The sequence below is a fragment of the Acinetobacter corruptisaponis genome, from assembly GCF_030053775.1.
GTDB lineage: Bacteria > Pseudomonadota > Gammaproteobacteria > Pseudomonadales > Moraxellaceae > Acinetobacter > Acinetobacter corruptisaponis.
The window spans coordinates 41,856-54,432 of sequence record NZ_CP125669.1 but is presented as its reverse complement, the minus strand read 5'-3'; the positions used below and the strand labels follow the sequence as shown (position 1 = coordinate 54,432).

Sequence of the window (12,577 nt, the reverse complement as noted above, 5' to 3'; positions counted from 1 at the left end):
GTTATCCTGCGTGTTGCTGTTTTAATAGGTCTAAAGCGACATCGACAATCATATCTTCCTGTCCACCGACCATACGACGACGACCCAATTCCACTAAAATATCAACCGTGCTTAAACCATAACGTTTAGAGGCAATTTCGGCATGACGCAGGAAACTTGAATAAACACCTGCATAACCGAGTGCCAGTGTTTCACGATCTACACGCACAGGACGGTCTTGTAATGGTCGAACCAGTTCATCAGCAGCATTCATGAGGGTAAATAAGTCTGTACCATGATGCCAACCCAAGCGTTCCGCAGCCGCAATAAAGACTTCCAACGGTGCATTGCCTGCGCCTGCGCCCATACCTGCCAAACTCGCATCAATACGGTCACAGCCCTCTTCCACAGCCACGATGGAGTTTGCAACACCCAAACTTAAATTATGGTGTGCATGAATCCCTGTCTGTGTTTCGGGTTTAAGTACATCTTTCATGGCACGGAAGCGGTCACGAATATCATTCATCGACATCGCACCGCCTGAATCCACCACATAGATACATTCGGCACCGTAGGATTCCATTAACTTACCCTGTTGTGCCAATGCCTCAGGTGTGGTCATGTGGCTCATCATCAGGAAGCCCACTGTATCCATGCCCAATTCTCTGGCATATTCGATATGCTGTTTGGAAATGTCAGCTTCGGTACAATGCGTTGCCACACGAACAACTCGAGCACCAGCATTATAAGCCGCCTTGAGGTCGTGAATGGTGCCAATACCCGGCAACAACAAAGTCGCAATTTGGGAATGCGTCAGCACATCAGCGGCTGCTTCAATCCATTCCAGATCAGTATGTGCGCCAAAGCCATAGTTAAAGCTTGAACCTTGCAATCCATCACCGTGCGCAATTTCGATACTGTCTACTTTTGCTTCATCTAAGGCTTTGGCAATGTCCTGTACATTTTGGATGGAGTACTGATGACGAACTGCATGACTGCCATCACGTAAAGTCACATCGGAAATATATAATTTTTTGATCTTATCCATCGCTTAGCCCTCAACCGATGCACGTTGTGATTGGAGTGATGCCGCCATTTTCTCGCCTGTTGCCAACGCTGCCGAAGTCATAATATCCAGATTACCAGCATAGGCAGGTAAATAATGTGCTGCACCCTCAACTTCTAAAAACACACTGGTTTTTAGCCCAGAAAATTTCCCTAATCCTGCAATATTGAGTGGGGCAGATTCTGGAATTACCTCAAACTGGACTTTTTGTTTTAAGCGATAGCCAGCCACATATTTTTGAACCTCAGCCACCATTTGCTCAATTGAGGCTTCAACCGCAGCCTGATCCGCAGCTTCAGATAGCACATACACCGTATCACGCATCAATAATGGTGGTTCGGCTGGATTCAGTACAATCATCGCCTTGCCTTTTGCTGCACCGCCCACAGTTTCTAGTGCCTTTGATGTGGTTTCGGTAAATTCATCAATGTTTGCCCTTGTTCCCGGACCTGCCGATTTACTGGAAATAGACGCCACAATTTCAGCATAATGAACTTTGGCAACTTTCGAGACTGCCGCAACCATTGGAATAGTCGCCTGTCCACCACACGTCACCATATTGACATTAAGCTGATCAATGTGTTGTTCCAGATTCACCACAGGTACGCAATAAGGACCAATTGCCGCAGGGGTTAAATCCACCATACGGATATTCGGCTTATGTTGTCGTAATAAGGCATCATTTTTAATATGCGCCCCAGCAGAGGTTGCATCAAATACAATATCAATGTCTTTAAATTCAGGTAAATCAATCAGTCCCTGTACGCCCTGATGGGTGGTAGCGACATTCATACGTTTGGCACGAGCTAAACCGTCCGATTCAGGGTCAATCCCGACCATGGCCGCAATTTCAAGATGTTGCCCGTAACGCATCATTTTGATCATTAAATCACTGCCAATATTGCCACTACCGATAATGGCTGCTTTTATTTTTGGAGTACTCATCACTGCTTCCTATACCAACTGGCAACTGATTGTGCCTAAACTGCCAATACGTGCGCTCACAAGATCACCTGCTTTCACATTCACCATTGGGCCCAACGCACCTGATAGAATGACCTCACCCGATTTTAAGGAGATGCCCCGTTCTGCCATGGTTTTGGCTAACCACCATGCTGCCTTGAGCGGATGCCCCAGACAGGCTGCCCCCGAACCCACAGAACGTGTTTCACCATTAACATCAAGCTGCATACCTGTTTCAGCAAAATTCACTGAACCAATCGCCACAGGCTGGCTTCCGAGCAGATACAGCCCACAAGAAGCATTATCTGCAACGGTATCTTCTAGGGTAATTTTCCAGTCCTGAATAGCACTATCCACAATTTCAAGTGCAGGTACTGCATAAGCTAAGGCAGCCAGAAACTCTCCCCAAGATGGGGCTTGACCTGATAAATCTTTACCGAGAATAAAGGCAATTTCTGCTTCGATTTTAGGCTGCATGAGTTGGCTGACTGGAACGGCATCACCGTCCAGATATTCCATATCATCGAACAAAATCCCAAAATCTGGCTGATCTACGCCTAGCTGCTGTTGCACTGCTTTTGAGGTCAGACCGACTTTTTTACCAATGATTCTTGCACCCTGACTGACTTTATATTCCGTGTTGATTTGTGCCACAGCATAGGCTTCATCCAAACCAGAGACTTGATAAGTCTTGGTGATCGGGGCAATCGTTTGTCTAGATTGACGTGCCTGTCTCAGTGCTTCGGCTGCGGCATTTAAATTTATGCTCATACGATCACCTCTTTGTATTGCGTAGTCTGATGACTAAATTCTAATTGCTGTTGTAATTGTTGAATCACCGCATTTATTTCTGCCTGATTGGCAACAGCAAAGGTAAATCGGTCTGGACGTAATAAAGCGACTGGTTGATTGTGACCTGTTTTGCGTAACCAATTGACCATATTGCCCTCAATATCTTCCACTTCCAGCACATCAGGGTTTAGGCTGGCTGAAGTATGGTTTTGTGGACGTTCCGCATACGGATACAGCGTAATAAATTGACAACCCAACTGTTTAAGCAATTGTTTAGAGGTCTGAGACAAGGCTTGGCTTGGATCTACACCCAGACCAATGAGGGCATAGCCATCTCCTAACAAAGAATCCAGTAAGATTTGTTTGCCATCAAAGCCTCTGACCTTTGGCTGTGGGGATAGACTGCCCTCTGGGCTAGAACGATACTGACGTGGTAAACCAAAATACTGACCTTTGGTATAGACAGGTTTTGGCTTAAAACCGCCCTCTTGTCCCCATTCTTTGAGTTTAGGCGTTGCAAGCACCCCTTTAATTACGCCATCACGGATTTTTCCAACCACTGGATTGGTCATTGAAACAAGGTCTTTTAATAACACTGAACCCTGAATCATGGCTTTGGCATGGTCACGGCGTTCACTTTCATAACTATCCAGTAGTTTATCGCCTGCCTGACCATTCAGTACCGCACTGAGCTTCCAACCTAAATTGCCTGCATCACGAATGCCTGAACTTGCGCCTTGCCCCATAAATTGTGGGGTCATATGTGCGGCATCACCTGCTAAAAGCACACGTTTATCACGCCATTGATTGGCAACCAAAGCATTAAAGGTATAGACCAGTTTACGCTTTACCTCAAAATCATCAGGATTGACGAATTTGGATAACAACATGCGCACTGTTTCAGGTTGTTCCATATATTCTTTGGTTTGACCTTTTTTCAGCATAAACTCAAAGCGATGGAAACCATCAGGCTGCACACAACTCACCACAGGCAAATCGGGGTCTACCACAAAATTAAAATAAGGTAAGTGACGTAAGCCTTTATTGCGGTCTTTTTGCTTTAAATCCACCACCAGCCACGGTTCTGGGAAGTTTTTCCCTGACATTTCAATACCAAGCTTGGCACGAACGGTACTACGTCCACCATCTGAGCCGACCAAATAACGAGCGGTGACTTGCTGAATATCGCTATCACCCTGTGCTTCGGTTTTGACATCAGACTCATCACTAAAACGATAAATTTGTGTGGCTTGATGAATCACCGTTACGCTGTCTGCATCCTGACTAAAATTAATCAGTTCACGTCCACGCAAAATTTTAACGTTTGGATATTTGGCTAAGGCATTGGTTAAAGAGGTCTCTAAATACGGCTGATAATAGAAATTCACCACCGACCAACCGAATGGACGTTTTAGGGGTTTGTATTGTGCAATCACGGTGCCATCTGGGCGCACTAATTGCACAGGTGTATCCAACAGCATATCTTTTTGCAGTTCTTCTGCCATATCAATCGACTGGAAAATACGCATACACTCATCATCGGTATATACCGCGCGAGCATTACCATAAAACACTGGCTCACGTTCCAACACCAACACCTGATGTCCACGTTTGCCTAAAATATGTGCCAATACCAATCCAGTTGGTCCTAGTCCTGCAATCACCACATCTACATTTTCTGATGTTGATTTTTTTGTTTTCTGACCTGTCATGTTTAGAACCTCTAAAGCTAGATGGGAGAATATTCAGGATGAATCACGGTAGAGATTCCCTGCTTTAAATTACCTAAATTGGTCGAGAGCATATAAATTTTGCTCGGATTCTCAGGTTTATGTCCCCATGAACTGATGGCAAAATATTTCGTGATTTGCCATGTTTTTTCATCGACCACCAACGGTGCCCAACCCAACTCAATTTCAAAACCTGATGGGCCAATCACATAAAAAGACAATTCCTTGTCATTTGGATGCTGCCCAATCTCATGCGCCATTTCATAGCCAAGTTGCTTACAACGCTGAAATGCATTGGATAAATCATCTAAAGACGCACCCTGTAAATTCATGTGCTGTACTTTAGTACGAATCGGGTCAAGATTAACTTCACGTGTGGTGGCAATCGCAACGGAATGGTGACGTTCATTTAGGCGCAAGAAAGTTACATCCAGTGTTACACCACTAATGACTTGCTCAATATAATCACTGACACGGGCATCAAAAATTTCCTGCCAGAAACGCTGCATTTTTACAGGCTTGCGTGAGGTAATTGCCACATGCCCCATCCCCCCAGCACCTGTGACAAAACCACTCGACAACATATTCAGGGGTTCATCACTCAGATTGGCTTCAACAAATAGCTCAATATTCTGTTTTTTAGGACCAATAATACGCCAAAACTGTTTAACGCCTCTTTGCTCGGCCTCAGCCAGCGTACTTTTCTCAACGGCAATATCACGTTCAGCCAAGCGACCAAGAATAATATCTAGCGTGTTTTGATCCTTAACCTGCCAACCCAGTGCAATAAAATCTTCCGAACTTCCTTTTTGCACCATCAAACGTTTAGCATGATCATCCATGCGAAAGCTGAGTTCATTGATTAACTTTTCGTCCGCATTGAAATGCAGTCCCAGCCCTTGTTGCAGAAAAGTTTTCCATTCTTGTAATTTATTAGATTCAATCACCGCATAACCCATGCGTACTGAACCAAAAATATCCTGATCTACTGTGGTGCTATTCATATGCTCACCTTTTCAAACATTGCTCTGTCTGGCAAAGAAATTTAGACTCAACTGGTTAAATTCGTCCGCTCTTTCCCACTGCACCCAGTGACCTGTATTGGCAAATAAATACACGTCACAATTCGGCATGATTTTCTGTAAAGTGAGTGCGCCACTTGGACGATTAACCAAATCATTCGCTCCCCAAACCACCAAAGTCGGGACTTTGCATTTCTTAAGTCGGGAATCACGGGTGAAGTCCATGCGAATCGCCCCTTTTAATCCCGTAGGTCGTCTTAATGGTGGCGCTGCAACAACCTCTGGATCAAGACTGGCTTGGAAACGTTCACGAATGACACTTTCAGGCACCTGACTACCATCAAAGACCAGATATTCACGGATAAATGTTCTGAGCTTATCCATACTTGGACCTTTGCCACCGTAGTAATTTAATAGGCAGTTCAGACCTTTAGTCGGTAGACCTTTAGTAGTATTGATGCCGCCTGGTCCCATAAGCACCAGACTTGCAACTCGTTGTGGCTGTTCTAATGCCATGCGTAAACCACATGCACCGCCCAATGAATTGCCAATGATATGGACTTGCTTAATTTTTAAAGCATCCAGTAAACCCAGCATGGCATCCGCCAAATCACCAAATGGATCATCACGATTTACCCCTTTTGAAGATTGCCCATAACCCTGCATATCAGGAATCAGCACACGATATTTTTTTGCCAGTGCGTCAATATTTTTGGAGTAATTCGATAAGCCAGAAGCACCTGGACCACCACCATGTAACATCAGGATCGGAAAGCCCTCACCCTGTTCACTTAAAAAAATCTGTCTTTGACCAAATTTAACCACTTGGGATGTCAATGTATTAGCGTTTGTCATGTTGTCTTTCTCAAATACGTCATAGCATCAATTTGAACATAACTGTTCAAATTAATCAATATGTGTTCATGTTTTTAAAATCTATAGATTTCAAAGGGATAAATTTTTTATAAAAAAATATTCAAATAGAGCATGGCAAAATATAAATTTTACAAATAAATTGCATTTTGAACATATTTGTTTAATATTTTATATTCATGTAAATTTCAAGGATGTTATCGTGATTGGATCACTTAAATCAAAAATATATATTGCACTACTCAGTCCTGCCTCTTTAACCTATGCATCTGGCGTTTTTGTCGATACGCAGACTGCTGCTGGGGTTGGCTATGCCTTTGCAGGTTCATCAGCGCTTGCCCAAAATGCCAGTGTGGTCGCCTATAACCCTGCCGCCATGATGGGCTTGAGTTCAGGTCATCATCTATCAGGTTCAGTTTCCTACGTGGAGGCTAAAACTGACTTCAAAGGCGAAAATAATTCATCTATTTCTCCCATTGTTCCAACAGGTAGCATAGAAGCCAGTATTGATCGAAAATTTGCCACTCCAAGTGCTCAATATGTCTATCGTAGTGAGCAACCATTTGCCGTGGGGATGAGTGTCTCTCCGCTTTATGGTAATAAAGGCGAATGGGATGAGGACTTTGTTGGACGTTATAAAGGACTAAAAACCGAAGTGACTGGGGTGAATGTAAATACCTCACTGGCGTATGAAATCAATCCTCAGGTCATGATTGGATTAGGACTTAATTATCTCGATTTTGATGCCACCCTCACCAGAAAAGCCGCTCCCCTGATCAATACTAATCCACCCGCTTATCTGGGCGATGCACAAGGTGAGCTCAAAGGTGATGGCGATGGCTGGGCGGGAAATATTGGCGTATTTCTAAGGCCTACAGACAATCTGGATCTAGGTTTGACCTATCGTTCTGAAACACGTCTCAAGCTGGATGGTGCACTGACCGTCACCACGCCAGTTGCAAAGCTCAATACGCCTGCAACAGTAGAGGTGAAAATGCCGCAAAGTGCAAGTTTGGCTGGTGCTTATCGTTTGACCCCAAAATTGACCGGTCTTGCAGAATTCACTTGGTATGATTGGTCAGTCTTGCCAGAATTTAGTGCCATCAACTCTGAGACTAATGCGGTTGTCTATGAAGAACAACTCAATTTTAAAGATGGTCTAAGATCGAGTATTGGTGCGCTCTACCAAATCACCCCTGCGACACAGCTTCGCTTCGGTATGGCTTATGATAAATCTGTGGTTGAGTCATCCGCTGATCGAACGGTTCGTTTTCCAGATACCGACCGAATCTGGCTTTCTTTGGGTGCAGGCTTTCAAGTGACGCAAAACCTAAGTATGGATGTGGGTTATTCACATATCTTTGCCAATGAGGCAAGCATAGAAAGTCCAACAGTGGTGACGGGTAAGCCAACTATGCAAACCCTAAAAGGGTCTTTTGACACAAAAGGCGATATCGTTTCACTGCAATTAAATTATAAATTTTAATAACATAAACCCGCATAAAATAATGCGGGTTTTCTCTTTATCAATTAAATCCTAGTCCATTCTCATCCAGACCTGTGTTCGGCCTAATGCGGACGTGCCGATATAGCCACGTAAATTAATTCTTGTGACACTGGCATTAGTTTTAATTTTACCCTTATAAATATTGCCGCTAATAGGATCAATGACATTACCTCCACTATATTCCTCAGGTTTATCGATATTTCTTTTAAGACCATAAAGGATTCTCATCCCGATTACAGGTGTATCCTTTAACTCACCTTTACATCGAAAACATTTATTTGAAAATGGTGCACTTTGCCCAGGCAAAGGATAAACCTCCTCAATTTTGCCCTCATAACTACCATCATTGCTTTTATAAATATTGACTTTCGCTCTAGCATAGCCACTCTTGTCATCAATTACTTTCCACATCCCTGTAATATCTTGAGCCCAAGTTTTTGAAATGAATAAATTGGATAGAACAATATAGATAAAAATAATACTCATTGATTTCATAATCTTATTTCTCCCTGAAAGTTAAAAATTGTCTGTAAAAAGTAAGCAATTAAAATATTACAAAAATAAATTAAACACATATGTTCAATTTTAATCACTATTGATCTAATATAAGCATATTGAAATTTGTTGTCTAGAAATACTAGCGACCAAGCAAAAAATTTAAGGCTCTTTTTGAGGATCAATTATGACCAACACAGTATTTCAACAAGGAAGAATTGACGTACATCATCACATTGTTCCTCCAGTTTTTAGAGAAGCCATGCTTAACAAAGGCATTGATAAAGTTGCTGGTGCACCATTGCCTGTCTGGACACCCGCTCAATCGATTGACATTATGGATCAGATCGGTACAGAAACTGCGATTGTCTCCTTATCTGCGCCAGGCGTTTATTTTGGCGATGTGCAGGAAGCATGCGGTTTAGCACGTCAATGCAATGAATATACGGCTGAAATGCGTCAAAACTTTCCAAACAGATTTGGTTTCTTTGCTGTGCTACCGATGCCATTAACAGCTGAAGCCTGCAAAGAAGCCATCTATGCTTTAGAGGTGCTTAAAGCGGATGGGATTGTGTTATTGGGCAGTACCAATGGTATTTTTCTTGGAGACAGTCGTTTTGAAGAACTCATGTTTGAGCTTAACAAACGTAAAGCCATTGTGTTTATTCATCCAAATTTGCATCAGACTAGTGAAAATTTAGGTCTCAGCACACCTGGATTTATTCTGGAATTTTTACCCGATACCACACGTGCAGCAGTCAATCTAATTACCTCTGGTGTGATGGAACGTTTCCCAGATATCCAGTTTATTTTAGCACATGCGGGCGGTTTCCTGCCTTATATTGCATGGCGAGTTTCGCTCGGCAACCTGATGTCTGACATGAATAAAAATGCGCCTCAAGGCATCATGACCTATATCAAGCGTTTTTATTTTGATACCGCTTTATCGCCCTCTCCTTATGCCATGTCAGCATTAAAAGAGCTTGTTGGTACAGAAAGAATTTTATTTGGCAGTGATTTTCCATTTGCACCTGCGCCTGCCTCCTATATGCAAGTACAGTCTCTTGGAAAACTGAGCATTTTTAATGAAACCGATCACTATAAAATTCAAAGAGGCAATGCGCTGAGTTTATTCCCACAGTACAAAAAAGCCAATGAAGAAGTCAGCCCTCGCCCAATTTATCAACAGGAATCTTTTGGCAATAAATTTAAACGCTGGATGACCCAGCCGATTATTGCCATCGCAGAAAAGAAACGTTCGCAATAGAATTGGGGGGCATTTGCTATGGCTTTACATATTGTTCATTTTATTGATCCTCAACACAAAAAACGTTGGGGACTCATTCAGGACGATCAAATTACTGCCTTTCAGCATAATTTTGAAAATACTCAAGAAATCATTAAATATGGCATGTTGCAACTGGCAAAACTGGTGACTGAAAGTAAAGAAAAATACTTAATTGATCAAGTTGAACTTCTTAGCCCTATCACCCATCCATCGCAGATACTCTGTCAGGGTGCCAATTACCGCCAGCATATGCTTGATTCGGGCATCAATCCTGATACCCAGTCATTTAATATGTTTTTTACCAAATCATTGGCATCCCTGCATGAACCCACAGGATGGATTGAAAAACCAAGCCATGTTGAGTTATTGGATTATGAAATTGAATTGACACTGGTATTAGGCAAAAAAACGCAAGGCTGTGTCAGTGTCACCACAGAAAACCTACATGAATATATTGCAGGTATCTGTATTGGTAATGATGTTTCAGCACGTGATATCCAGATTCCACAAATGCAGTTTTATAAAGGCAAAAGCTACCGCACTTTCTGCCCGCTTGGACCCATTTTGTGTTTACTGAATCAAGCTGAAATGCATTATCTCAATAAGTTACAGCTTTGCCTAAAAGTCAATGGTGAAATCCGTCAGCAAGATTCAACCGAGAATCTGGTGTTTAAGCCTGCTGAAACATTGACTGAATTTTCCCAGATTACCAATTTTGAAGTGGGTGATATCCTCATGACGGGTACGCCATCAGGATGTGCATTAGGATTACCCTCCGCTACTCTGATTAAAATGACGGGTCTTTTACCTGAAAAATTGAAATGGCATTTGTTTAATAAAAGCCAATCCAGACGTTCCCAATATCTAAAAATTGGTGATCAGGTCGAATCTCATATTTTTAGTGCTGATGGCAAGATCAATTTAGGCTATCAGCGACATCGCATTTCTTAACATTGAATAAATTCACTTTTTACTGGATTTTATATGAGCTTAGCCAATTTAAAACACATTCATCCTGAACTTGATGTTAATTTCAGGAATGGCGTTCTTAGCCTGATGATCAACAGACCTAAACGCAAAAATGCGCTTCATAGTAGTCTCTATTTAGCACTTGAAACAGCACTTATTCAAGCAGATCAAATTTCAGAAGTTAAGGTTGTCATTCTTAGAGGCATTGATAAAGACTTTACAGCAGGCAACGATTTACAAGACTTTGATAAGATTGTAAAACTCGGTTTAGAAGCCCCTGCTTTTAAGCTGCTTAGGGCTGCACATCAATTTAAAAAACCATTGATTATGGCTGTAAAAGGTGTAGCAATTGGTATTGGAACTACAATCTTATTACACGCAGACCTTGTTTATTGTGATCCAACTTCCCATTTTCAGCTTCCATTTACCAGTCTGGGCTTAAGCCCAGAGGGTGCTTCAAGTCTACTGTTACCAAGACAAATTGGATACTTGCGTGCATCTGAACTTTTAATGATGGCGACACCGTTTGATGCTGTATTCGCTAAAGATATTGGTCTAGTGAATGATGTTGTGATCACGGATGTTTATGACTATGCATTGCAAAAAGCAAACAAGCTTGCCTCTCTACCGAATACATCATTGCAAATTACCAAAGCCATGCTTAAGCAATCAGAACGTTACTCTGTGCTTGATTGTATTGACAAAGAGGGAGAATTTTTTTTGCAGCGTTTGCAGTCACCTGAATTTAGGGAAGCTTTAGCTGCTTTTTCTCAAAAGCGTCAACCCAATTTCAACCAATTTAATTAATCATTTTTCAGCAGGAAATTTATAGTGATGAAAAAGTTTTTCTTTTTGCTTCTACTCGGTTCTTACTCTATTCATTCATTTGCATCAGATCAATTAAATGGTACTGTTTGGAAAACAATTGATGATGAAACCAACCAACCAAGAGCTCTTGTAAGATTTAATGAAGATAAAAATGGTGCCCTATCAGCAACGATTGAAAAAATTCTCGTTTCTAGTGAAGCAAATAAATGTACTAAGTGTGTAGGAACCTATCAAAACAAATCATTAGTTGGTCTGACTATCGTCAAAAATCTAAAAAGTTCAGGTGAAAAAAAATATTCAAATGGCTCAATTTTAGATCCTAAGACAGGTAAAACCTATAGCTTTAATGCGACCTTATCTCCTGATGGTAACAAGCTTAGTGGTCGCGGTTATATCGGTATTTCTGCACTTGGTAGAAGTCAGACTTGGTATCGCATCAAATAAGAAAAAATAATCTTGTTATTTATGGATTGAATCTTATTCGATCCATAAATATATTTAAAGGAAATAAATTATAATCCATCTAAATTAGTTCAAAGTCTGCACCGACGAGACTGTAAATAAAACTGTGTAAACGCTTAAACTACCCCTCAACGCTGTTGAGGGCAACACAGGTGTTTACAAGGTGCGACATAACAACACAGTCATCAACAAGGCTGTATTTTTTGGGTGTAAATACTGATGGTCAGAAAGATTTGCTTGGGCTATGGATGGCTGAAAACGAGGGAGCGAAGTTCTGGTTATCGGTTTACCATAACTACATTAGTGTTTGATTTCTTAGAAGTTGGCGACGTTTTAGAATCATTAATTTCTGAACTAATTGGAAAATCATACTCCTTCTTGTAAATTGTTGCTCGACTTCTAATATCAGAATACATTATATCTGGATCACTTATAGTATCTTCTCTCAACTTTTTAACATCAATATCTTTATCATATCTAGTACGATTTTGATTTGCAGTTGAATCACTTGTTTCACTATATGAGTGGACTGCCACCACTCTCCTAGACAAATATCGTCTATTTGAATAGCCACTAATTTTGTAGACACCTTTTAGTTAGATA

At 41.6% G+C, this 12,577-nt stretch carries 12 protein-coding genes and 1 pseudogene; 6 read left to right on the top strand and 7 right to left on the bottom strand.

Translation table 11 applies throughout. The features are described 5' to 3' along the window. Position 1: 1 nt before the first annotated feature. From dmpG to QLH32_RS00225, 6 genes are read right to left on the bottom strand one after another with little or no spacing between them, the layout of a single operon-like run. Positions 2-1,027 carry a 4-hydroxy-2-oxovalerate aldolase gene (gene dmpG / locus QLH32_RS00250; protein WP_283267508.1) on the bottom strand — a complete coding sequence of 342 codons (1,026 nt, stop codon included), beginning with the start codon at positions 1,025-1,027 and terminating at the stop codon, positions 2-4. Between the two features lie 3 nt (positions 1,028-1,030). Continuing rightward, positions 1,031-1,990 (bottom strand): acetaldehyde dehydrogenase (acetylating), encoded by a 960-nt coding sequence (locus tag QLH32_RS00245; protein WP_283267507.1) that lies wholly within the window; start codon positions 1,988-1,990, stop codon positions 1,031-1,033. A 9-nt stretch (positions 1,991-1,999) separates the two neighbouring features. Continuing rightward, entirely contained in the window at positions 2,000-2,779 is a 780-nt protein-coding gene (locus QLH32_RS00240) for a 2-keto-4-pentenoate hydratase (RefSeq protein WP_283267506.1), read from the bottom strand. Further along, on the bottom strand, positions 2,776-4,512 hold the full coding sequence (gene mhpA, locus QLH32_RS00235) for a bifunctional 3-(3-hydroxy-phenyl)propionate/3-hydroxycinnamic acid hydroxylase MhpA (RefSeq protein ID WP_283267505.1): 1,737 nt from the start codon (positions 4,510-4,512) through the stop codon (positions 2,776-2,778). Before mhpA ends, QLH32_RS00240 begins: the two co-directional genes overlap by 4 nt. A gap of 17 nt (positions 4,513-4,529) precedes the next feature. Further along, the gene (locus tag QLH32_RS00230; RefSeq protein WP_283267503.1) at positions 4,530-5,534 is read right to left on the bottom strand and encodes a VOC family protein; all 1,005 of its coding nucleotides are present in this window, start codon (positions 5,532-5,534) and stop codon (positions 4,530-4,532) included. A 12-nt stretch (positions 5,535-5,546) separates the two neighbouring features. Beyond that, positions 5,547-6,407 carry an alpha/beta fold hydrolase gene (locus QLH32_RS00225; RefSeq protein ID WP_283267502.1) on the bottom strand — a complete coding sequence of 287 codons (861 nt, stop codon included), beginning with the start codon at positions 6,405-6,407 and terminating at the stop codon, positions 5,547-5,549. Positions 6,408-6,627: 220 nt separating this feature from the next. Between QLH32_RS00225 and QLH32_RS00220 the strand changes: the two genes are divergently transcribed. Further along, on the top strand, positions 6,628-7,911 hold the full coding sequence (locus QLH32_RS00220) for an OmpP1/FadL family transporter (RefSeq protein ID WP_283267501.1): 1,284 nt from the start codon (positions 6,628-6,630) through the stop codon (positions 7,909-7,911). A 51-nt stretch (positions 7,912-7,962) separates the two neighbouring features. On the opposite strand, the gene QLH32_RS00215 is transcribed toward QLH32_RS00220, so the two are convergent. Next, positions 7,963-8,427 (bottom strand): DUF2147 domain-containing protein, encoded by a 465-nt coding sequence (locus QLH32_RS00215; protein ID WP_283267500.1) that lies wholly within the window; start codon positions 8,425-8,427, stop codon positions 7,963-7,965. Between the two features lie 187 nt (positions 8,428-8,614). Here QLH32_RS00215 and QLH32_RS00210 point away from each other — a divergent pair, with 187 nt between their 5' ends. The 5 genes and pseudogenes from QLH32_RS00210 to QLH32_RS00190 all read left to right on the top strand — a co-directional run. Continuing rightward, positions 8,615-9,694, top strand: coding sequence for an amidohydrolase family protein (locus QLH32_RS00210; protein WP_283267499.1), 1,080 nt, complete (start codon positions 8,615-8,617; stop codon positions 9,692-9,694). An 18-nt stretch (positions 9,695-9,712) separates the two neighbouring features. Continuing rightward, a complete protein-coding gene (locus QLH32_RS00205; RefSeq protein ID WP_283267498.1) occupies positions 9,713-10,666 on the top strand; it encodes a fumarylacetoacetate hydrolase family protein in 954 nt (317 codons plus the stop codon). A gap of 33 nt (positions 10,667-10,699) precedes the next feature. Then, the gene (locus tag QLH32_RS00200) at positions 10,700-11,491 is read left to right on the top strand and encodes an enoyl-CoA hydratase (RefSeq protein WP_283267496.1); all 792 of its coding nucleotides are present in this window, start codon (positions 10,700-10,702) and stop codon (positions 11,489-11,491) included. 27 nt (positions 11,492-11,518) lie between these two features. Then, positions 11,519-11,956 carry a DUF2147 domain-containing protein gene (locus QLH32_RS00195; protein ID WP_283267494.1) on the top strand — a complete coding sequence of 146 codons (438 nt, stop codon included), beginning with the start codon at positions 11,519-11,521 and terminating at the stop codon, positions 11,954-11,956. 170 nt (positions 11,957-12,126) lie between these two features. Then, positions 12,127-12,261, top strand: a pseudogene (locus QLH32_RS00190) (transposase); the annotation flags it as partial. Positions 12,262-12,577: the final 316 nt, after the last annotated feature.